The organism is Vibrio celticus, from assembly GCF_024347335.1.
GTDB lineage: Bacteria > Pseudomonadota > Gammaproteobacteria > Enterobacterales > Vibrionaceae > Vibrio > Vibrio celticus.
In genome coordinates this window covers 3,061,322-3,083,844 of the sequence record NZ_AP025463.1, presented here as the reverse complement: position 1 = coordinate 3,083,844, position 22,523 = coordinate 3,061,322, and the positions used below count along the sequence as shown (strand labels likewise).

Below are 22,523 nucleotides of genomic sequence, written 5' to 3'. Positions count from 1 at the left end.
ATCTCAGTATCCTTGGTTAGTAACTGAAGACTAGTTCATAGCTAGTAGAGACTGACGGCATTTAAAATAGATCGCGGACGATCTGAGAACGAAGAGATTCCAAGCACATGATTACTAAGCTGCTGACAAAGGTAATTGGCAGTCGCAATGACAGAACACTGCGCCGCCTTAGAAAAATTGTAAAAGAAATTAATAACTACGAACCAACGTTTGAAGCACTTTCAGACGAAGAGCTAAAAGCAAAAACGGTTGAGTTTCGTGAGCGCTTAGATAAAGGTGAATCGCTAGACCAGCTTCTACCGGAAGCATTTGCTACGGTACGTGAAGCGTCTAAGCGTGTTTACGGCATGCGTCACTTTGACGTGCAAATGATTGGCGGCATGGTTCTAAATGCTGGCCAAATTGCAGAAATGCGTACTGGTGAAGGTAAGACTCTTACAGCAACCTTACCAGCTTATCTTAACGCCCTACCTAGCAAAGGTGTTCACGTAGTAACGGTGAACGACTACCTAGCGAAGCGTGATGCGGAAACAAACCGCCCATTATTTGAATTTCTTGGTATGACGGTTGGCGTGAACGTGCCAAACATGGCTCCGCCAGAGAAAAAAGAAGCGTACCAAGCTGACATCCTATACGGAACAAACAACGAGTTTGGTTTCGATTACCTACGTGACAACATGGCTTTCCGTGCTGAAGATCGTGTTCAACGTGAACGCTTCTTCGCTGTTGTCGATGAAGTTGACTCAATCTTAATCGATGAAGCTCGTACTCCACTTATTATCTCTGGCCCAGCTGAAGATAGTTCAGATCTTTACACGCGTATTAACACGTTGATCCCTAACCTTGAGCGCCAAGATAAAGAAGATTCTGAAGAGTACCGTGGTGAAGGTCATTACACCATGGACGAGAAATCGAAGCAGGTTCACCTGACTGAAAACGGTCAAGAATTTGTAGAAGAGCTAATGGTGAAAAACGGCCTGATGGAAGAGGGTGACACGCTTTACTCTCCAACAAATATCAGCCTATTGCACCATGTTAATGCAGCGCTGCGTGCACACGTATTGTTTGAGAAAGACGTCGACTACATCGTTACTGAAGAAGGCGAAGTGGTTATCGTTGATGAACATACTGGTCGTACTATGCCAGGTCGTCGTTGGTCTGAAGGTTTACACCAAGCTGTTGAAGCTAAAGAAGGTGTGAAGATTCAGAATGAAAACCAGACGCTAGCATCGATTACATTCCAGAACTTCTTCCGTCTATACGAAAAACTGTCAGGTATGACAGGTACTGCCGATACTGAAGCTTTCGAATTCCAGTCTATCTACGGCCTAGAAACTGTGGTTATCCCAACCAACAAACCTATGGTTCGTAACGATATGCCAGATGTGGTTTATCGTACTGAAGAAGACAAGTTCAATGCGATCATTGAAGACATCAAAGACCGTGTAGCAGCTGGTCAGCCATCACTGGTTGGTACGGTTTCTATCGAGAAGTCTGAACTACTGTCTAACGCACTGAAAAAAGCAAAAATTAAGCACAGCGTTCTAAATGCTAAATTCCACGAAATGGAAGCAGAGATCGTTGCACAAGCTGGTATGCCGAGTGCGGTAACTATCGCAACTAACATGGCCGGTCGTGGTACCGATATCGTGTTAGGTGGTAGCTGGCAGGCACAAGTTGAGAAGCTAGAGAATCCAACCAAAGAGCAGATCGAGAAGATCAAAGCTGATTGGAGAGTAATCCACGATAAAGTACTTGAGTCAGGTGGTCTGCACATCATTGGTACTGAACGTCATGAATCTCGCCGTATCGATAACCAGCTACGTGGTCGTTCTGGTCGTCAAGGTGATGCGGGTTCTTCTCGTTTCTACCTATCAATGGAAGATTCTCTGCTACGTATCTTTACATCAGATCGTATGGCTGGTCTTATCCAAAGTGGTATGGACGAAGGCGAAGCGATCGAATCTAAGATGCTTTCTCGCTCAATTGAAAAAGCACAACGTAAAGTTGAAGGTCGTAACTTCGATATCCGTAAGCAGCTTCTTGAGTACGATGATGTAGCCAATGACCAACGTAAAGTGGTTTATGAGCTTCGTGACGAACTGATGAGTTCTGACGACATCAGTGAGATGATCGAACACAACCGTGAAGATGTACTGGCATCAGTCATTGATGAATACATCGCACCTCAGTCTCTTGAAGACATGTGGGATATCGCGGGTCTACAAGATCGTCTGAAGAATGACTTTGATCTAGACTTTGATATTCAAGGTTGGTTAGACGAAGACGACAAGCTTTATGAAGAAGCTTTGCGTGAGCGTATTCTTGGCATGGCGGTTGATTCGTACAAACAGAAAGAAGAAGTGGTTGGTGCTCAAGTACTGCGTAACTTCGAGAAATCTGTGATGCTACAAACGCTAGACGGTCTTTGGAAAGAGCATTTGGCTGCGATGGATCACCTTCGTCAAGGTATCCACCTGCGTGGTTACGCTCAGAAGAACCCGAAACAAGAGTACAAGCGCGAGTCGTTTGAACTGTTTGAAGGCCTACTAGATGTACTAAAAACAGACGTTGTTACCATCCTTTCTAAAGTTCGCGTTCAGCAACAAGAAGAAGTTGAAAAGATGGAAGCTCAACGTCAAGCTCAAGCTGAAGAAGCGGCGCGTCGTGCACAAGCACAACATGCAACGGCTGAAAACCAGCTAGCTGACGATGAAGCTGAAGCGGCATCTCCACAAACGGTAGTACGTGATGAGCGTAAAGTGGGTCGTAACGAACCATGCCCATGTGGAAGTGGCAAGAAGTACAAGCAGTGTCACGGTAAAATCGCGTAAGTTTAATGAATCGTTGTTGTAGCGCATGATAGCTGCGTTGGTGGTACTCACTTACAGTCGTAAGCTCTGTGCCACCGCCTTGCTCTCAAGCACTACAACTTAGCTTCATAAAACTGATAAATAGAATATAAAGAGTCGCCTAGGCGGCTCTTTTTGTATGTAAATTTCGTGGCTTACTTTGTTACGCAAGGAAGTCGTCATTCCCTATAGCGAGGAACGAGCGTAGTAGGGAGTCTCGTTTAGTTAGGCTCACGTTGTTTTATATCCCCAACTCAGTCGTTCCTCCTTCTTGAGGATGACGTATTCAGGGACTATGTGAGTTAAGCGTTTTATTAAGGAACACCAACACATGAAAAGAATCCACATTGTTGCGGGCATTATCTTCAACCAAGATAAGTCACAGGTATTTATCACTAAACGTCCGGACGACAAACACAAAGGCGGTTTCTGGGAATTTCCTGGTGGCAAGGTTGAAGTGGGCGAAACCATTGAACAAGCTATGACTCGTGAGCTTGATGAAGAGATTGGCATCAAGGTGACAGAACAGTCTCTGTTTGAGCACCTTGAGTTTGATTACACCGATAAGTCGCTTAAGTTCGACTTCATCCTTGTGACTGACTTTGAGGAACAACCTTATGGCAAAGAAGGTCAACAAGGTGAATGGGTAAGCCTAGAATCATTGAATCAATACGCCTTCCCAGAGGCAAATGTGCCAATTTTAGAGCGAGTGATAAAAGAGTTTTCGTAATTGCTAGCCTGAGTTTGAGATTGTTGTTAGTTTAAAGAGATTAATCGATTGAACGTTGCTGCAAGAGATAAGCGGCAACCGTAACCAAAACAATGGAGATATTCGCAGTGGTAAGAATTGCAATTGCAGGAGCAGCGGGCCGCATGGGCCGCAACTTGGTGAAAGCCGCTCATCATAATTCAGAAGCAAGTGTTGGAGCCGGTTCAGAGCGTCCAGAGTCATCTTTGGTCGGCGTAGATGTCGGTGAGTTATGCGGTGAAGGTCGTTTTGATGTTGCTCTAGTCGATGACCTGTCTAAAGCCATCGAAGAGTTTGACGTGATCGTCGATTTTACTGCCCCTGTTAGCACATTAGCGAATATTGAACTTTGTAAACGTCACGGTAAAAAACTGATTATCGGTACGACGGGTTTCTCTGAAGAAGAGAAGCAGGTGATTGATGCTGCTTCAAAAGAGATGGCTATCGTAATGGCACCTAACTACAGCGTTGGTGTGAACCTGGTCTTTAAGCTGCTAGAGAAGGCCGCTAAAGTGATGGGCGATTACTGTGATGTCGAGATCGTTGAGGCGCACCACCGCCATAAAGTCGATGCACCTTCTGGTACTGCGATTGGTATGGGCGAAGCGATTGCAGGTGCGATGGGCAACGAGCTGAACGATGTAGCTGTATGGTCACGCGAAGGTATTACTGGCGAGCGTACTAAAGATGAGATTGGTTTCGCGACGATTCGTGCCGGTGACATTATTGGTGAACACACCGCTATGTTTGCTGATATCGGTGAGCGAGTGGAAATTACCCATAAAGCCACTGATCGAATGACTTTCGCTAATGGCGCAATCAAGGCTGCAGTCTGGTTAAATGATAAACCAGCCGGCTTTTATACCATGACTGATGTCCTAGGTTTGAATGACCTGTAAATAGATATTTATGCGCTGGCAATTGCCGGCGCTTTCTTTATTTGATACATTTCCCTTCGTAATATCCCTTTTACAAACCTCCCTATAGTTTCTTCTTATCGTCGATTTTCTCTTATTTAACTGTCTTTTTTAATGCTTATAATGTGTTTTTTGTTTTAGGTCTTTAAATTACGATCTTTTCTCTTTGTATTTATCGATTGCGTTTTGTTGCTGATATTTTTATTACTCTATGGTTGGCTAAAATGAGGGGTGAAAATTAGAAAATCGTAATATTCGGCCGAAATGAGCATGAAAGTTGAACTTTTGAAGCTTTGATGGCATAAATTGAATTAGTCCTTACAAATGTTTAATTTCTTTTGCGTTAAATGTTGACACGTATCACGCACATCACTAAAATACCGCCAATTTGTCTAATTTCCATAAACACGCAGTTTCTGGTGTTGCAGGAAGGTAGATTTGCAAATTAAATCAATTTTAATGCATTTTTATTTCTGGAGGTTGTCTTGAAGAAGTCAGCACTACTCGTCCTAGAAGATGGGACAGTATTTCACGGTGAAGCCATTGGCGCTGTAGGTTCTGCAGTTGGTGAAGTCGTTTTTAATACCTCGATGACGGGGTACCAAGAAATCCTCACTGATCCTTCCTATTCTCAACAAATCGTTACCCTTACTTACCCTCACATTGGCAATACCGGAACCAATTCCGAAGACGAAGAATCTTCTTCAATCCACGCTCAAGGCCTTGTGATTCGCGATCTCCCTCTAATCGCTTCTAACTTCCGTAATGAACAATCCCTTTCTGATTACCTTAAGTCGCAAAACGTTGTTGGTATCGCTGATATCGATACTCGTAAACTGACGCGTATTCTTCGTGAAAAAGGCGCTCAGAACGGTTGTATCGTAGCGGGTAACAATTTAGACGAAGCTTTGGCTCTAGCTAAAGCAAAAGAATTTCCTGGCCTGAAAGGTATGGACCTTGCGAAAGAAGTTACAACAAAAGAAGCGTATCAATGGAAACAAGGTTCGTGGACGCTTACGGGTGGACTTCCTGAAGCGAAAGCAGACTCTGAATTGCCATACCACGTTGTTGCTTATGACTTCGGTGCAAAACGAAACATCCTACGAATGCTTGTTGACCGCGGCTGCCGCCTAACGGTTGTTCCTGCTGAAACTTCTGCTGAAGAAGTACTAGCTCTGAACCCAGACGGTGTTTTCCTTTCAAATGGCCCTGGTGACCCAGAACCATGTACTTACGCAATTGAAGCGACAAAAGTGTTCCTAGAAAAAGGCTTACCAATCTTCGGTATCTGTCTAGGTCACCAGATTCTAGCTCTTGCGTCAGGCGCTAAGACAGTGAAGATGAAGTTTGGTCACCACGGTGCAAACCACCCGGTTAAAGATTTAGATCGTGATGTTGTGATGATTACTTCGCAAAACCACGGCTTTGCTGCTGACGAAGAAACCCTTCCAGAGACACTACGTGCAACGCACAAATCACTATTTGATGGTTCTCTGCAAGGTATTCACCGTACAGACAAACCAGCATTCAGCTTCCAAGGTCACCCTGAAGCAAGCCCAGGTCCAGAAGACGCAGCGCCGTTATTCGACCACTTTATTGAACTAATCAAACAGCACACAGCGTAATTCGGAGTAGTAGACAATGCCAAAACGTACTGACATTAAAAGTATTCTTATTCTAGGTGCTGGCCCGATCGTTATCGGCCAAGCATGTGAGTTCGATTACTCTGGTGCTCAAGCTTGTAAAGCGCTTCGCGAAGAAGGTTACCGAGTTATTCTTGTAAACTCGAACCCAGCGACAATCATGACTGACCCAGACATGGCAGATGCAACTTACATCGAGCCTATTCAATGGGAAGTTGTGCGTAACATCATCGCTAAAGAGAAGCCTGATGCAGTTCTACCTACTATGGGTGGCCAAACTGCATTGAACTGTGCTCTAGACCTAGAAAAGCACGGCGTTCTTGAAGAGTTCGGTGTTGAAATGATTGGTGCAACGGCTGACGCTATCGATAAAGCAGAAGACCGTTCACGCTTCGATAAAGCAATGAAAGCAATTGGCCTTGAGTGTCCAACTGCTGATACAGCGAAAACGATGGAAGAAGCTTACAAAGTTTTAGACATGGTTGGCTTCCCTTGTATCATTCGTCCATCGTTCACGATGGGTGGTACTGGTGGCGGTATCGCTTACAACAAAGAAGAATTTGAAGAAATCTGTCGTCGTGGTTTGGACTTATCTCCAACAAACGAACTTCTTATCGATGAATCACTTATCGGTTGGAAAGAGTACGAGATGGAAGTGGTTCGTGACAAAAACGACAACTGCATCATCGTATGTGCGATTGAAAACTTCGACCCTATGGGTATTCACACAGGTGACTCAATCACCGTGGCTCCAGCTCAAACGCTGACAGACAAAGAATACCAACTAATGCGTAACGCATCTCTAGCAGTACTGCGTGAGATTGGTGTTGAAACAGGTGGTTCAAACGTACAGTTTGGTATCAACCCGAAAGATGGCCGTATGGTTATCATCGAGATGAACCCACGTGTATCTCGCTCTTCTGCACTAGCATCTAAAGCAACAGGTTTCCCAATCGCTAAGATTGCAGCGAAACTGGCTGTTGGCTTCACGCTAGACGAGCTAATGAATGACATCACTGGCGGCGCAACGCCAGCATCATTCGAACCAACAATCGACTACGTAGTAACTAAGATTCCTCGTTTTAACTTCGAGAAATTTGCAGGTGCTAACGACCGTCTAACGACGCAAATGAAGTCTGTTGGTGAAGTTATGGCTATCGGCCGTAACCAACAAGAATCTCTACAAAAAGCACTTCGCGGCCTAGAAGTTGGCGCGACTGGTTTTGACGAAATGGTAGACCTAGATGCACCAGATGCTCTAACGACTATCCGTCACGAACTGAAAGAAGCTGGCGCAGAGCGTATTTGGTACATCGCTGACGCATTCCGTGCTGGTATGTCGGTAGATGGTGTATTCAACCTAACGCAAATCGACCGTTGGTTCCTAGTTCAAATCGAAGACATCGTTAAGCTAGAGCAAGAACTTAAAGCGAAAGGCTTTGCTGGTCTGAACAAAGACGAGCTAAACAAGCTTAAGCGTAAAGGTTTTGCTGATGCGCGCCTATCTAAGATTCTAGGTGTAGCGGAAAGCGAAATCCGTCGTCTGCGTGACCAATACGATATCCACCCAGTGTACAAGCGTGTAGATACATGTGCGGCTGAGTTCTCTTCTGATACAGCTTACATGTACTCATCTTACGATGACGAGTGTGAAGCAAACCCAACAGACAAAGAAAAAATCATGATTCTAGGCGGCGGTCCAAACCGCATCGGCCAAGGTATCGAATTTGACTACTGTTGTGTACACGCATCACTAGCGCTACGTGAAGATGGCTACGAAACTATCATGGTTAACTGTAACCCTGAGACTGTTTCTACAGACTACGATACGTCTGACCGTCTGTACTTCGAACCAGTAACTCTGGAAGACGTACTAGCAATCGCTCGCGTTGAGAAGCCAAAAGGCGTAATCGTTCAGTACGGTGGTCAAACACCACTTAAACTGGCTCGTGCTCTTGAAGCGGCTGGCGTACCAATCATCGGTACTAGCCCTGACGCAATCGACCGTGCAGAAGACCGTGAGCGTTTCCAAGTTGCTGTAGACCGTCTAGGCCTACTTCAGCCAGAAAACGCAACAGTAACAACAATGGAGCAAGCGGTAGAGAAATCTCGTGAAATCGGCTTCCCACTGGTTGTACGTCCTTCTTACGTACTTGGTGGTCGTGCGATGGAAATCGTATACGACGAGCAAGACCTACGTCGCTACTTCAACGAAGCAGTTAGCGTATCAAACGAATCTCCAGTACTACTTGATAGCTTCCTAGATGACGCTGTTGAAGTAGACGTAGATGCGATTTGTGACGGTGAGCGCGTTGTAATCGGTGGTATCATGGAGCACATCGAGCAAGCGGGTGTTCACTCAGGTGACTCAGCATGTTCTCTTCCTGCATACACGCTAAGCCAAGAAATCCAAGACGTAATGCGCGAGCAAGTTGAAAAGCTGGCGTTTGAGTTGGGTGTTCGTGGTCTGATGAACACGCAGTTTGCTGTTAAGAACAATGAAGTGTACCTAATCGAGGTTAACCCTCGCGCAGCACGTACGGTTCCATTCGTATCTAAAGCAACTGGTGCGCCAATCGCTAAGATTGCCGCTCGTGTAATGGCGGGTCAATCTCTAGAGTCTCAAGGCTTTACGAAAGAAATCATCCCACCTTACTACTCAGTGAAAGAAGTTGTACTTCCATTCAACAAGTTCCCTGGTGTTGACCCACTGTTAGGCCCAGAAATGCGCTCTACTGGTGAAGTTATGGGTGTTGGTCCAACGTTTGCTGAAGCATACTCTAAAGCTGAATTGGGTTGTGGCAACATCTACCCAGAAGGCGGTCGTGCACTTCTTTCTGTTCGCGAAGGCGACAAAGAGCGTGTTGTTGACCTAGCATCTAAACTATCTAAGCTTGGTTACCAGCTAGACGCAACTCACGGTACTGCGGTTATCCTTGGCGAAGCGGGCATCAACCCACGTCTAGTAAACAAGGTACACGAAGGTCGTCCTCACATTCTTGACCGTATCAAGAACAACGAGTACACGTACATCGTGAACACTGCAGCTGGCCGTCAAGCGATTGAAGATTCTAAAGTTCTTCGTCGTGGTGCACTTGCTGAGAAAGTTAACTACACGACGACGCTAAACGCTGCATTCGCGACTTGTATGGCGCACACTGCAGACGCGAAAACGTCAGTAACTTCAGTTCAAGAGCTACACGCTCAGGTTAAAGCTTCTCAAGCTTAATCGCCTAAAGTGTATCGTTGATAAGCGGATATAAATGCTCAAAGCCCACTCTTCGGAGTGGGCTTTTTTATGTCTGTTATTCCGCAGTAACTTAATGATGAATATTTGGAATAGGTTAGAATCTTGTGTTTCGTTATTGCTCGTCTGCCGTGAGTGGTAACTTGTCGCTACACAGGACTTTAAGGCGTTGGGTATATGGAAATCACTCTAGAAATATTAGCTATCTTGTTTGTTGTTGCAACGGCAGCAGGCTTTATTGATGCAATGGCTGGCGGCGGTGGGTTACTGACTCTACCTGCATTGCTAGCGGCTGGAGTTCCACCAACGCAGGCATTGGCAACCAACAAACTCCAAAGCTCATTTGGCAGCTTCTCTGCGAGTTGGTATTTCGTGCGCAACGGTATTGTCAGTATCAAAGAGATGCGCCTTGCTATCTTTTGTACCTTTATCGGCTCTGCTATTGGTGCCGAGTTAGTTCAGCACATTGATGCGAGCCTACTGACCAGTGTTATCCCACTGCTGCTTATCGCTATCTCTCTCTATTTTCTGTTGGCACCGCAAACTAGAATATCTGAAGGAAAACAGAAGATCTCTGAGGCGATGTTTGCTCTGTGTATTGGCGGCGGCGTGGGTTTTTATGATGGCTTTTTCGGCCCGGGAACAGGTTCTATCTTTACCGTCTGCTTTGTTGCGATTGGTCACTTCTCGTTAGTCGATGCAACGGCACGTACTAAGGTTCTTAATTTCACTTCGAATATCGCAGCTTTAATCTTCTTTATTTTGGCTGGTTTGCCTATTTGGGAGTTGGGATTAGTGATGGCGGTCGGTGGATTTATGGGCGCTCAGCTTGGCGCTAAAGTGGTGGTGACAAAAGGGCAGAAATGGATTCGCCCCCTTGTGATCGTGATGTCGATGCTAATGGCGTCTAAACTGCTTTGGGAACAGCATCAACAATGGATTCTATCAGTGTTTTAACTCGTGGAGACTGGTAACTATTTGGTCTGACACAGATATGAATCGGCCGAATCAAGCCTGCTAATTCGGTGAAACTATACAGATATTGAGGCTCAATATTGAGTGTTTTTACGATAGAGAGCGGTATTAACGCTGGCCCAGTCCCGCCCAATGCAAGTTGAGCTGCTGCGGTGTAGGCATCCATCTCCATCAAGGGTTTGATACCAAACTTCTCTAATACAGAAAGTTGATAAGAATTGGCAGGATTGGTCATGTCGTTAGTGATGACCATTGGAGGAAGCTCCGTTAGCGGCGACTTGCTCACTATGTAAAACGGTTCATCAAACAGATGGAAGGTCATCAACCCATGATGCGGTGGCAGTAAGCCAGCACACAACCCCAAAGTCGCCTTGCCAGATTGCACTCGCTCTATGATTCTCGGTGTGTGGTTGGTGGTTATGGTGATGTATTTATCTTGCTGGATAAATTGGCCCATCATCTCACCTAAATAACCGGCTATCAGAGACTTAGAGCTGTCTAGGGTGATGAGAGTGGTATCTTCCAACTCTTGCTGTTCATAAATAAGCCCACGAAGTTCATTGAATGTCGGGCCAATACTCTCGATTAATGCTATCGCATCTGGCGTGAGCTTTATCTGTCGGCCACTTGGTTCAATGAGCTTTTTACCTAGCTTCTTTTCTAAATTCGCAATCCGTTTGCTGACCGCTGATTGGCTGATATAAAGCAAACTGCCTGTGCGGCTCATAGTCTTTGCTTTACTCAATACCAGTAGAGTTTCGATTCCTTCGAGTAGCATTGGGTTATATTCATGAAAGTTGGGAATGATTGTTTCAACTTACCTGAAACGCAATCCATTCTCTAGACTTGAAACTAAAGCTTTGAACCAAGTTATACCAATTCCATTAAATTTGTGATCTAATATGGACTCTGAAAGGAGTCTATATGAACTCAGATTTATCAAAACTTATCAGCACAACCTCCAACGCTAGGTTAAGACTAAGATTACTCGCCGCATCTCACTTTATTGATGGTAAAAATCGAACTGAAATCGCTTCATTTCTTAAAGTCAGTCGTCTTAGTGTGAACAAATGGATAAAAGCCTATCTCGATTATGGCGTTGAGGGACTAACAGAAAAACCTCATACGGGAAGGCCTTCCAGACTGACTACTGAGCAAAAAGCACACCTTAAAGAATACGTCACTTCAAATGCGATAAAACCTGAAGGTGGGCGTTTACAAGGGAGTGATATCGCACAATTCATCTTTGATGAATTTGACGTTTCTTACCAACCATCCGGTATATACCGCTTGTTGCATGAACTTAACTTGAGCTGGATAACAACGCGTTCAAAGCACCCAAAACAATCAGAAGAAACCCAAGAGTCTTTTAAAAAAATTCCAAATAGAAACGATCCTTAAGATCCCTGGCCATATCCACTTACAAGAAGTACTTGTTTGGTTTCAAGACGAAGCTAGATTTGGTCAGCGCAATACCACAACCAAGATTTGGGCTGAAAAAGGAACTCGACCTAGAGCCGTTCAACAGCAGCAATTTGAGTACGCTTATTTGTTTGGAGCTATTTGTGTCAATACGGGCGAAGCTGAAGCGATTGTTTCACCGCTAAGCAACATGGAAGCCATGACGAAGCACCTTGAATTGATCTCAACGGCGACACCTATTGGTAAACACTCAGTGATTATTATGGATCAAGCAAGCTGGCATCAAACACACTTAGCCAATCACTTTAAGAACATCACGATAATCCATATCCCGCCCTATTCACCAGAATTAAACCCAATAGAGCAAGTTTGGCAATGGCTTCGTCAGTACAGGTTAGCGAATCGGTGTTTTGAGAACTATAACGATATAGTGAACTCGGTGTGCGAAGCTTGGAACAGTTTTTGTGAAGATAAACGCAGAGTCCAATCTCTCTGCTTTAGAGACTGGACTAGATTGATAAGTTAATTAATGGAATTGGTATTAGGTATTTTTAGCTATGCTCGCACGTGTAACGCGAGAGCATAATAATTGTGTTGGGGAGCTCCTTTGCGGAGCCTTTCACTTTGTAAAGATAGCTTATTTGATGGCGAAGGTCGGCAATGATAAATGCCAACGAATAGCGCCAAGCCTGATCAATAGCGTTGAGAATACGCCGGCCAGAAATGCAGTTTCTGAGTCGTGCCCCATGCTGATCGCCATGGTATGGAAAGCGCCACCAATAATACAAGCGGTCGCGTAGACTTCACTTCTTAAGATCATGGGCACTTCACGAGCAAGTACGTCACGGATAATACCGCCACCGCAACCGGTGATGACACCCATGATGATGGCCACTAATGCTGAATCTTGATAGATAAGCGCTTTTTCTACACCAATGCCAACAAACACCGCTAGGCCAATCGCATCACATACCGGCAATATCCACCAAGCAAGACGTTTCGGGCGTCTTACAATAATCATGGTCAGCAAACAGGTGATGATGATAACCCAAAGGTAGGTGGTATCGATGATCCAAAACACGGGAGTTGCACCCAATGCCATGTCACGAATTGTACCGCCGCCAATCGCGGTTACACTGCCTAGAACGGCGACGCCAAAGGGATCCATCTTAAGACGGCCAGCGACAAATACGCCTGAGACGGCAAAGATGGCAGTGCCAAATAAATCGATAATATAAAGCAGCATGGAGTCCATGATACTGGTGCTCTTATAGTTAAAATTGTAGGGACAGGTCGGTGGCGAATTGTACGAAAAAATGCAGCAAATAGTTAGTGATTTTGCCTAGCTCTATCGAAGAAATCGCACACTTGTTGGATCGCTTTCAAAGTTCTTGTTGTCGGGCGATTAATCCAGTCTGAATTGAGCGACCAAATCTGATTTTGAGCGACTGCTGGGATTTCATCTTCCCATGTTTGCCACATGGTTCCATTCTCAATCGCGTGCTGAGAAGTGAAGATCACTTGCGGTTTTCTTAATACAACTTGTTCAATACCAACTTGCGGATAAGGGGAGGCGCTGTCTTCAAAAATATTGTGTCCACCACAAAACTCAAACACCTCACTTGGCCAGTGTCCTTGAGCAACAGTGATGATCGGCTTTTCACTGAGTTGGTAGAAGTAGTTTACTGGCTCGGCATCTTTGTATTTTAGTCTCAAGGCGTTGAGCTGCTCTCTGTATTGCTGAGCGTTATTTTCGCCAATACTTGGATCGCTAGCGTATTGGCTCAGTTGTTCAATATTGGTTGCGATACTGTCTAGGCTTTTGGTCTTGGAGTAGTAAATATTAAAACCAAATTGCTCTAGTTTCGCGAGCTCTCTGGGCGGGTTCCCCGCTGGCCACGCAAGAATCAAATCAGGTTGCAGTGCGATGATCTTCTCAACCTTGATGCCTTGATAGTTTGCCACTTTTTCAAGCTGGTCTGCTTGTGGTGGGTAATCACTCCGCTCACTTACCGCAACAAGGTTATCACCTAAGCCAGCACTGTACGCGAGTTCAGTGGCGTGAGGAGCAAGGCTTATTACGCGTTGAGCTGGCTGTACTTTTTCTGGAATCAGCGATGTTTCTTGTGCAAATGATAAAGGCAGCCATAAGCTGGAAGACAAAAGAGTAAGGCTTGTAACAAGTGCTGAAGGTTTCACTCTAAATCCCTTGGTGAACAAATAGTAAGACTAGGCTTTGTAAGAATATCCAGATAGCGATGCGGCCAAAAACCAGCTTTTGAACCTGAGACAAATGCAGGGCTGATGGAGCGATTCTGCCGCCTAATTTTGCACGAATGGCTTTGGTATTGTCGTAAATTGCAGGTCCGCCCAATGATAGCTCAAGCTTGTTGCCAACAGCCGTGATCAACCAGGCTGGGCCGGGTAGTGGCCAAGAGCGACTTTGGACTAGCATCATTTTAAATGTGTGCGTTGCTTTATCACCACATACGATCATCAAAGCAAATAAGCGCATGGGTATGAATTCTAGGATAGCGACAATCTTGATTGCCGTTGAGCCGAATGGAGAAAATCGTTTACGGCTTGGTGACCACGCTCGCGCTAATTCGACAATTAGGCGATACATTAAAGCGGCGATTCCACCACCAATGGAGTACCAGAATAAAACACAAACCACATTACGAGCGTAACCCATGATGATAGTTTCAGCAGCGGCTTTGCCAAGCCCAAGTGATGACAGTGATTCAGTTTGACGATTAACAATCGGCGCCAATAACTGGCGAGCCGTGGCTTTATCTTCTCGGCCAAGAGCTTTGATCAACTGATTAGCCAACTTTTCATTGTTACGCCAATCAATCGCCAGTAATAACAGTGCTAATTCAAACAGTTGAGATTGCCAAACCAATGGTTGCAGTGCTAATAGAATTACCAGAGCCGGCAAGACCATTAACCCCCAAGCTAAAGTGCCTGAGATTAAGCTTTGGGAATAATTTTGATTGTTATTAACCTTGCTTGCTAAAAGTTCAGCAAACCTATGCCATAAGGTAGTGGGAAGTGCGGCATGGGGGATAGGTAAAATTAAATGAAAAAGCAGTGCTCCCCACATTACAAGGAGCACGCCATTTGCAAATACCTGATCAAACAGTGTTTGCATGTCTAGTCGCTTACTTTAGTAGGGCAACCATCTTGATAACCATTTCAGAAGAGCTTTGTGCTGCTAGTGGCAGGAACTCTTCGAAGCTCATTGGTGATTCTTTGTCTGCAACGTCAGATATTGCACGAACAACCACGAATGGTACTTGGAATTGGTGACAAGCTTGAGCTATAGCCGATGCTTCCATCTCTACAGCAACCACTGATGGGAAGTGCTTACGGATGAACTCTTGACGTTCTGCTGTGCAAACAAATGCGTCGCCAGTACAGATAAGACCGCGAACAGCGTGCTTATCTTCCATTTGTGCTAGTGCTTGTTCAGCAACAGCCATCAGTTTGTCGTCAGCTTTGAACGCTGCAGGTTGACCTGCCATTTGGCCGATTTCGTAACCGAAAGCTGTAACGTCTGCATCGTGGTGTCGAACTTCAGTTGAGATAACCACATCGCCAAGGTTCAGTGTTGAATCAAAACCGCCAGCAGAGCCCGTGTTGAGAACGACATCTGGTTGGTATTCGCTTAGTAGGATTGAAGTACCAACAGCCGCTGCTACTTTACCAATGCCAGATTGAAGCAAAACAACGTCAACACCATTTAGCTGACCAGAGAAAAAGGTACAACCGCCTTTATTAACTTCAGTAATGTCTGAAATTGCTGCTTTTAGGATCGCAACTTCTTGCTCCATTGCGCCAATGATGCCGATTTTCATGTGTAGTCTCTTAATAAATAATATTTAAACAGTAGAGCGAAATTGTAGCATGGATAAGAAGTGTCGAGCGACTGCCCAGAGGCACTTCTCATCCGAATAGCAGCGATTTATCTGCGTATTCTTTTATCTATTTGATTAGGCCTTCGCTTTTTAAGCTAGCACGAAGTTGTTCAGCTCGTTTTCGGTTTACGCCAAAATCAGAATGGCCAGTACGAGACTCTGAACGCACGATCAATTTGCCATCGGTGATTTTAAGTTCTAAGTCATCGACAAAACGCATGATGCGGGAGGTGCATTCAACACGCAGATAATCTTCTGTTTTACTCGCGGTTTTCGATCCCGGTAAGGTTAGCGCAACCTGCTCAATCGCATCTAAGCTCGCTGAATCTGATAACTCAAACGCGGCCAATGCGTGCTGCTCACGGTCATCTTGAGTTGATACGCAGTTTGGTTTGTCTCCACAAGGTGATGAAGTTCTGTCTTTCATGTCCGTGATTCCTTGGCTGCAAGCGGTTAAAGTCAAAAGAGATAGAGAGAGGAGAGCGGCTTTTTTCATAGTGTTTCCTATGGCGTTGTTTTAGTTTTAATTGTAGTTATAGGTATTGGCTTGTTTGCGATTGTTTTACGTATTTTCGTTATGCTTGTGATAAACGTATCTAATTAAAAAAAGGATCCATCATTGGATCCTTTTTTTATAGTAACGAACTGAGTAATAAAGGAAACCTTAGATTAATCACACTTCTAGGTAATCCAATATCCCTTCTGCGGCTTTACGGCCTTCATCGATAGCGGTCACCACCAAGTCAGATCCTCGAACCGCATCACCACCTGCAAAGATCTTGCTGTTGGTGGTTTGGTATTGAAACTCTTGTTTGTTAGGAGCCTTGATGCGACCCCACTGATCGAGCTCCACACCGAAAGGTTCTAGCCATTCCATCGCATGAGGTTGGAAACCAAATGCCATGATAACGGCATCTGCTTCAAGAACATGCTCACTACCTTCTACAGGTTCCGGGCGACGGCGACCTGCTTCATCAGGTTCACCCAAAGCGGTTTTCACGAATTTAACGCCAACCACATGACCAGCGTTGTTAAGCTCTAAGCCAATAGGTTGGAGGTTGAACTTGAACTTCACACCCTCTTCACGCGCATTCTTCACCTCACGGCGAGAGCCCGGCATATTGGCTTCATCTCGGCGGTAAGCACAGACAACATTAGCTGCATGTTGGCGAATCGAGGTTCGGACACAGTCCATCGCGGTATCACCACCACCGAGCACAACCACTTTTTTGCCTTTCATGTCGATGAATGGTGTTGGGTTATCCAGTTCCATGACCTTGTAGGTATTGGAAACAAGGAATGGCAGTGCATCATAAACGCCCGGTGCGTCTTCGTTATCTAACCCAGCACGCATGTTTTTATAGGTGCCGACACCCAAGAAAACAGCATCATAGTCATCGACCAGTTGTTGTAGTTGAACGTCTTTACCGACTTCGGTATTCATCTTAAATTCGACCCCCATACCGCTAAAGATACGTCGACGGTTTTCCATGATGCCTTTCTCTAGTTTGAACGATGGGATACCAAATGTGAGCAGGCCACCGATCTCCGGGTAGCGATCAAATACTACGGCCTTCACACCGTTTCGAACTAAGATGTCAGCAGCAGCAAGACCGGCAGGGCCTGCGCCAATGATTGCGACCTTTTTGTCGGTCCACTCGACATGCGACATGTCTGGTTTCCAACCCATCTCGAACGCTTTGTCATTGATGTATTTTTCAATGTTGCCGATGGTTACTGCGCCGAAATCGTCGTTGAGGGTACAAGAGCCTTCACACAAACGGTCTTGAGGACAAACTCGTCCGCAAACCTCAGGCAAGCTGTTGGTCTGGTGAGACAGTTCAGCCGCTTCGATAATGCGCCCTTCATTGGCAAGCTTGAGCCACTGAGGGATGTAGTTGTGGACTGGACACTTCCATTCACAGTAAGGGTTACCACAGTCTAAACAGCGATCAGCTTGCGCCTTGGCTTGCTGTTTAGTGAAAGGTTCGTAGATCTCTACAAACTCAATCTTACGTATCTTGATTGGTTTCTTCGCTGGGTCTACGCGATTCACATCAATAAATTGGTATACATTCTGGCTCATTATTGGCTCCTTCCAATTATTGCGCTTGAACACGAAGTTCAGCAGAGCTACGGCTTTGGTGACCGAGCAAGGTGTTAAGATCCGCCGTCTTTGGCTTCACTAGGTAGAACTTCGGAATCCATTCATCAAAGTTCGCCAGAATAGCTTCAGCGTGTACTGAGCCGGTCTCTTCTAAGTGCTCTGCAATCAGGCCGCGTAGATGTTCTTGGTGGATAAATAGATCAGACAGAGAAAGAGCTTCGACCGATTCGTTGTTCACTCGGCCTTGGAAGTCCTCGTTCTTATCCATCACATAAGCAAAACCACCCGTCATACCTGCGCCGAAGTTGACTCCGGTTGCGCCAAGAATCGCCACAATACCGCCCGTCATATACTCACAAGCGTTGTCGCCTGCGCCTTCAATCACAGCGACGGTACCTGAGTTACGTACGCCAAATCGTTCGCCTGCGGTACCTGCTGCAAATAGCTTGCCTCCGGTTGCACCATACAAACAGGTGTTACCGATGATGGTCGCTTCGTTACAAACAAATGCAGTGCCTTGGTGAGGTTTGATCACTACTTTGCCGCCCGCCATGCCTTTGCCGACATAGTCATTGGCATCGCCTGTCAGATATAGCTCGACGCCACCTGCGTTCCAAACTGCAAATGATTGGCCTGCGGTACCATCGAGGTACAATTTAATCGGTGACCCCGCCATACCTTGGTTGCCGTAGAGTTTCGCTATTTCACCTGAGATACGAGCGCCAATTGAGCGATCGGTGTTGATCACGTTGTAGTAGAGGCTGGTGGACTGTCGCTTCTCAATTGCATCGAGTGCATCATCAAGGATCTGCTGGTTGAGCTGAGCCTTATCAAATGGTGCGTTTGGTTCGGTCCAAAACAGTGGGTGACCTTCTGGAGATACCGGAGCTTCGAGTATTGAAGAGAGATCGAGCTTGCTCTGTTTCGCGGTGAGGCCTTGAACGGCTTCAAGTAGATCCGTGCGACCAATCAGGTCTGTGAGTTTTTCGACGCCAAGTTCTGCAAGGTATTGGCGAACTTCATCGGCTAGGCCTGTAAAGTAGTTCACCACCATGTCTGGCAGCCCTTTGAAGTATTCGCGGCGTAGTGTTTCATCTTGAGTCGCAACACCCGTCGCACAGTTGTTTAGGTGACAAATTCGTAAGAACTTACAACCCATTGCGACCATTGGTGCGGTACCGAAACCAAAGCTTTCAGCACCGAGAATCGCGCCCTTGATAACATCGAGTCCGGTTTTTAAACCACCATCGACTTGCAAGCGGATCTTATGACGTAAGCCATTGGCTACCAGTGCTTGTTGAGTTTCCGCTAAGCCAAGCTCCCAAGGGCAACCTGCGTATTTCACTGAAGTCAGCGGGCTTGCCGCGGTACCGCCATCGTAGCCAGAAATGGTGATCAGGTCGGCATAGGCTTTTGCTACACCTGTTGCAATCGTGCCTACACCCGGTTCAGACACTAACTTCACTGAAACCAAGGCTTTAGGGTTCACTTGCTTAAGGTCGAAAATCAGCTGCGCTAGATCCTCGATAGAATAAATATCGTGATGTGGAGGAGGGGAGATCAGTGTTACCCCTTGTACTGAGTATCTCAGTTTAGCGATTTCTGCGGTGACTTTATGACCGGGTAGTTGACCGCCTTCTCCTGGCTTCGCACCTTGTGCGACTTTGATTTGAAGAACATCCGCATTGGTTAAGTAATGTGGTGTCACACCAAAACGACCAGACGCAATCTGTTTAATGCGCGAGTTACGGTCGGTACCAAAGCGTCGAGGGTCTTCACCACCTTCGCCAGAGTTTGAGTACCCCCCCAAGCGGTTCATCGCCATTGCTAATGCTTCATGCGCTTCTGGGCTCAAAGCACCGATCGACATTGCCGCAGAGTCGAAGCGTTTAAACAGATCGCTGTTAGGCTCGACTTTCTCTAGTGGTAGAGGCTGATCGGCTTTTTTGAGGCTCATTAAGTCGCGTAACATCGCAGCTGGTCGGGCATTCACTTGCTTAGCAAAAGAGAGATAATCCGATGTTTCACCTGTTTTTACTGCAGTTTGCAGAGTGCCAACCACATCAGGGTTATAGGCGTGATATTCGCCGCCGTGTACGTATTTGAGTAAACCACCGTGTTCGATCGGCTTGCGCTTAGTCCATGCCTTACGAGATAGGTTATAGATATCTTGTTGGAAATCGCTAAAGCTAGCACCTTGGATTCGAGTGGTAACTCCGCGGAAACAGAGCTCAACTATATCCGAATGTAGGCCAACAGCTTCGAAAAGCTGAGAACAGCGATAAGAGGCAATAGTTGAAATGCCCATCTTCGACATGATCTTGTACAGACCTTTATTGATGCCGTTTTGGTAATTTTGCATTGCGGCACGATAGTCTTTATCTAAAGAGCCATCATCCAACATTTTACCTAACGCTTCATAAGCGAGGTATGGGTAAACTGCGGTAGCACCGAAGCCAAGCAGCACGGCAAATTGGTGTGGGTCGCGTGCAGTTGCGGTTTCAACCACTATGTTGGCATCACAACGTAGGTTGTTGTCAGCAAGTCTGGTTTGCACGGCACCGACAGCCATCGCTGCTGGAACTGGCAGTTTACCTTTTTCTAAACCTTTGTCTGAAAGTACAATCAGCACAGCACCATCACGCACTTCTTCCACCGCACGATCACACAAGTCATTGATGGCTTGTTCGAGATCTTGCTGAGTCGGATCGTAATGTAGGCTTAGAATCGCGTGACCATAATGTTTTTGATTTAACTGCAGAAGTTGCTGCATGTCAGAGTAGAGAAGAACAGGCGAATTAAATGTCACACGGTAGGCGTGACCATCTGTTTCGCAGAACACATTCATCTCTTTACCGATACTGGTCGCTAAAGACATCACGTGTTTTTCACGCAATGGGTCGATCGGCGGGTTGGTGACCTGTGCAAACATTTGACGGAAATAGTCAGTGACGAGACGTTCTTTCGAAGAGAGCACAGCCATCGGCGTATCATCGCCCATCGAGCCTACGGCCTCTTGTCCCATATCACCAAGCACACGCAGTACTTGGTCCGACTCTTCGTTGCTCATCGCAAACTGTTTTTGGTAGGTCTTGAGCGTGTCATCGTCAAAGCTGCGCTTACCGACTTGCTCATCGGGCAGATCGGAAAACGGTGTGAGTTTGTGAACGTTCTTTTCCATCCACTCTTTATAAGGGTGGCGACCTTTAAGGTCATTGTCGATCTCGTTAGATTGCCACAGTTTACCGCGGCGCGTATCTATGACGAGTAGTTCACCCGGGCCGACACGCCCTTTCTCTGCCACTTCGTCTGGCGCGTAATTCCAGATGCCCACTTCAGAGGCCAGAGTGATCAGGTTGTCTTTGGTAATCACATAACGCGCAGGGCGTAAGCCGTTTCTATCTAGGTTACACGCAGCGTAACGACCGTCAGAAAGAACGATACCAGCAGGGCCATCCCACGGTTCCATGTGCTTGGAGTTGAAGTCGTAGAATGCACGCAGATCGGGATCCATGTCTGGATGGTTTTGCCAAGCGGGCGGCACGAGCATACGCATCGCTCGGAATACATCCATACCACCGGCAAGGAACAGGTCGAGCATGTTATCTAAGCTTGATGAATCTGAGCCTGTCTCATTCACAAAGGGTGCTGCGGTTTGTAAGTCTGGCAGCAACGGCGAAGAGAATTTATAGGCACGAGCCTTAGCCCACTGACGGTTACCTTCGATGGTGTTGATCTCACCATTATGTGCCAAATAGCGGAATGGTTGAGCCAGTGGCCAGCGTGGCTGAGTATTGGTTGAAAAGCGCTGATGGAACAGACATATCGCCGATTCCATACGTAAGTCAGCAAGATCGAGGTAAAATCGCGGAAGATCGGCCGGCATACACAGACCTTTGTAGACCATGACTTGTGTCGAAAGGCTACAAATATAGAAATCTTTGTCTTCGGTGATCTGTTTTTCAATTCTACGACGAGCGATATAAAGGCGTCGTTCAATATCGCGTTCACGCCACCCCGCAGGTGCCGAGATAAACACTTGCTGAATATTAGGAACGGAATCTTTGGCAATCGGGCCTAATACGTCGGTGTTGGTCGGTACTACGCGCCAACCTGCAACCGTTAAGGTCTCTTGAGCGAGCTCTTTATTGACGATGTCTTGCGCGGATTGCGCTTTGATTGGATCTTGGCTGAAGAAAATCATGCCGACAGCGTACTGCTTACCGAGCTTGAAGTTATTCTCTTCTGCAATAATTCTGAGATAAGAGTCTGGTTTCTGTAGCAATAAGCCACAGCCATCCCCGGTTTTACCATCCGCAGCGATACCACCACGGTGTGTCATGCGATCTAGGGCTGAAATAGCAGTTCTTACCAACTTATGACTAGGTTGGCCTTCCATTTGCGCTATTAAACCAAATCCACAGTTGTCTTTTTCAAGACTAGGATCATATAGAGCCATTGCAATTCTCCCTTTTGCTTCTCTGTCATCCAGACAGTAAATGACTAACTATTCATATACTTGTTGTTTTTTATAAACTGATAGTTTGCTTTAGCCAGTTAAAACGTTATTGGTTGTGTTAACAAAACCTATTGGTTTTATTTTCACCAGCTTTACAACGTATAGCTAATTGTGTTTAAGGTCAAGTTCATGGTTAATTATCATGCATAAACGCGATTAGCCACTTAATAATC

Annotated in this window: 15 protein-coding genes; 7 read left to right on the top strand and 8 right to left on the bottom strand. The window is 45.9% G+C overall.

Annotated features, from left to right (window positions below; all coding sequences use genetic code 11):
- The first annotated feature begins 107 nt into the window (after positions 1-107).
- The 6 genes from secA to OCV19_RS13780 all read left to right on the top strand — a co-directional run bounded on the left by secA (position 108) and on the right by OCV19_RS13780 (position 10,364).
- Positions 108-2,834, top strand: a complete 2,727-nt coding sequence (secA, locus tag OCV19_RS13805; RefSeq protein WP_065676113.1) for a preprotein translocase subunit SecA — start codon at positions 108-110, stop codon at positions 2,832-2,834.
- A gap of 349 nt (positions 2,835-3,183) precedes the next feature.
- Positions 3,184-3,582, top strand: coding sequence for an 8-oxo-dGTP diphosphatase MutT (gene mutT / locus OCV19_RS13800; protein ID WP_017098312.1), 399 nt, complete (start codon positions 3,184-3,186; stop codon positions 3,580-3,582).
- Between the two features lie 92 nt (positions 3,583-3,674).
- A complete protein-coding gene (gene dapB / locus OCV19_RS13795) occupies positions 3,675-4,499 on the top strand; it encodes a 4-hydroxy-tetrahydrodipicolinate reductase (RefSeq protein WP_020628676.1) in 825 nt (274 codons plus the stop codon).
- Positions 4,500-5,002: 503 nt separating this feature from the next.
- Complete coding sequence (gene carA / locus OCV19_RS13790) at positions 5,003-6,142, top strand: glutamine-hydrolyzing carbamoyl-phosphate synthase small subunit (RefSeq protein ID WP_048609692.1); 1,140 nt, start codon at positions 5,003-5,005, stop codon at positions 6,140-6,142.
- A 16-nt stretch (positions 6,143-6,158) separates the two neighbouring features.
- Positions 6,159-9,389 carry a carbamoyl-phosphate synthase large subunit gene (gene carB, locus OCV19_RS13785; RefSeq protein WP_050622300.1) on the top strand — a complete coding sequence of 1,077 codons (3,231 nt, stop codon included), beginning with the start codon at positions 6,159-6,161 and terminating at the stop codon, positions 9,387-9,389.
- A gap of 195 nt (positions 9,390-9,584) precedes the next feature.
- Positions 9,585-10,364, top strand: a complete 780-nt coding sequence (locus OCV19_RS13780; protein ID WP_065676112.1) for a TSUP family transporter — start codon at positions 9,585-9,587, stop codon at positions 10,362-10,364.
- On the opposite strand, the gene OCV19_RS13775 is transcribed toward OCV19_RS13780, so the two are convergent.
- A complete protein-coding gene (locus OCV19_RS13775; RefSeq protein ID WP_017059296.1) occupies positions 10,315-11,160 on the bottom strand; it encodes a LysR family transcriptional regulator in 846 nt (281 codons plus the stop codon). The two genes, OCV19_RS13780 and OCV19_RS13775, sit on opposite strands and share 50 nt — an antisense overlap.
- Positions 11,161-11,306: 146 nt before the next feature.
- On the opposite strand from OCV19_RS13775, the gene OCV19_RS13770 reads away from it, so the two are divergent.
- Positions 11,307-12,330 (top strand): IS630 family transposase gene (locus tag OCV19_RS13770; protein WP_139093586.1). Its coding sequence is split into 2 segments (ribosomal slippage): positions 11,307-11,753 and positions 11,755-12,330, totalling 1,023 coding nucleotides; the frame shifts between segments, so codons are not numbered across the junction.
- Between the two features lie 111 nt (positions 12,331-12,441).
- Here OCV19_RS13770 and OCV19_RS13765 read toward each other — a convergent pair.
- From OCV19_RS13765 to gltB, 7 genes are all read right to left on the bottom strand, one after another.
- Positions 12,442-13,059: a TRIC cation channel family protein gene (locus OCV19_RS13765; RefSeq protein WP_065676722.1), complete on the bottom strand. Its 618-nt coding sequence runs from the start codon at positions 13,057-13,059 to the stop codon at positions 12,442-12,444.
- Positions 13,060-13,133: 74 nt separating this feature from the next.
- Entirely contained in the window at positions 13,134-14,003 is an 870-nt protein-coding gene (gene btuF, locus OCV19_RS13760; RefSeq protein WP_065676723.1) for a vitamin B12 ABC transporter substrate-binding protein BtuF, read from the bottom strand.
- A gap of 1 nt (position 14,004) precedes the next feature.
- Positions 14,005-14,958, bottom strand: coding sequence for a cobalamin biosynthesis family protein (locus tag OCV19_RS13755; protein WP_065676724.1), 954 nt, complete (start codon positions 14,956-14,958; stop codon positions 14,005-14,007).
- Between the two features lie 10 nt (positions 14,959-14,968).
- A complete protein-coding gene (gene mtnN, locus OCV19_RS13750) occupies positions 14,969-15,664 on the bottom strand; it encodes a 5'-methylthioadenosine/S-adenosylhomocysteine nucleosidase (protein WP_012603226.1) in 696 nt (231 codons plus the stop codon).
- Between the two features lie 127 nt (positions 15,665-15,791).
- Positions 15,792-16,220, bottom strand: a complete 429-nt coding sequence (locus OCV19_RS13745) for a DUF1499 domain-containing protein (protein WP_017059301.1) — start codon at positions 16,218-16,220, stop codon at positions 15,792-15,794.
- Positions 16,221-16,397: 177 nt separating this feature from the next.
- Positions 16,398-17,810 carry an FAD-dependent oxidoreductase gene (locus OCV19_RS13740; protein ID WP_029405649.1) on the bottom strand — a complete coding sequence of 471 codons (1,413 nt, stop codon included), beginning with the start codon at positions 17,808-17,810 and terminating at the stop codon, positions 16,398-16,400.
- Positions 17,811-17,826: 16 nt separating this feature from the next.
- Complete coding sequence (gene gltB, locus OCV19_RS13735) at positions 17,827-22,290, bottom strand: glutamate synthase large subunit (RefSeq protein WP_065676725.1); 4,464 nt, start codon at positions 22,288-22,290, stop codon at positions 17,827-17,829.
- Between the last annotated feature and the right edge of the window lie 233 nt (positions 22,291-22,523).

What these genes read in the sequence shown, in the direction of transcription:
- secA (WP_065676113.1), top strand. Translation starts at nt 108, where the DNA reads ATGATTACTAAGCTGCTGACAAAGGTAATTGGCAGTCGCAATGACAGA.
- mutT (WP_017098312.1), top strand. Translation starts at nt 3,184, where the DNA reads ATGAAAAGAATCCACATTGTTGCGGGCATTATCTTCAACCAAGATAAG.
- dapB (WP_020628676.1), top strand. Translation starts at nt 3,675, where the DNA reads ATGGAGATATTCGCAGTGGTAAGAATTGCAATTGCAGGAGCAGCGGGC.
- carB (WP_050622300.1), top strand. Translation starts at nt 6,159, where the DNA reads ATGCCAAAACGTACTGACATTAAAAGTATTCTTATTCTAGGTGCTGGC.
- OCV19_RS13780 (WP_065676112.1), top strand. Translation starts at nt 9,585, where the DNA reads ATGGAAATCACTCTAGAAATATTAGCTATCTTGTTTGTTGTTGCAACG.
- OCV19_RS13775 (WP_017059296.1), bottom strand. Translation starts at nt 11,160, where the DNA reads ATGCTACTCGAAGGAATCGAAACTCTACTGGTATTGAGTAAAGCAAAG.
- OCV19_RS13765 (WP_065676722.1), bottom strand. Translation starts at nt 13,059, where the DNA reads ATGGACTCCATGCTGCTTTATATTATCGATTTATTTGGCACTGCCATC.
- OCV19_RS13755 (WP_065676724.1), bottom strand. Translation starts at nt 14,958, where the DNA reads ATGCAAACACTGTTTGATCAGGTATTTGCAAATGGCGTGCTCCTTGTA.
- mtnN (WP_012603226.1), bottom strand. Translation starts at nt 15,664, where the DNA reads ATGAAAATCGGCATCATTGGCGCAATGGAGCAAGAAGTTGCGATCCTA.
- OCV19_RS13745 (WP_017059301.1), bottom strand. Translation starts at nt 16,220, where the DNA reads ATGAAAAAAGCCGCTCTCCTCTCTCTATCTCTTTTGACTTTAACCGCT.
- OCV19_RS13740 (WP_029405649.1), bottom strand. Translation starts at nt 17,810, where the DNA reads ATGAGCCAGAATGTATACCAATTTATTGATGTGAATCGCGTAGACCCA.
- gltB (WP_065676725.1), bottom strand. Translation starts at nt 22,290, where the DNA reads ATGGCTCTATATGATCCTAGTCTTGAAAAAGACAACTGTGGATTTGGT.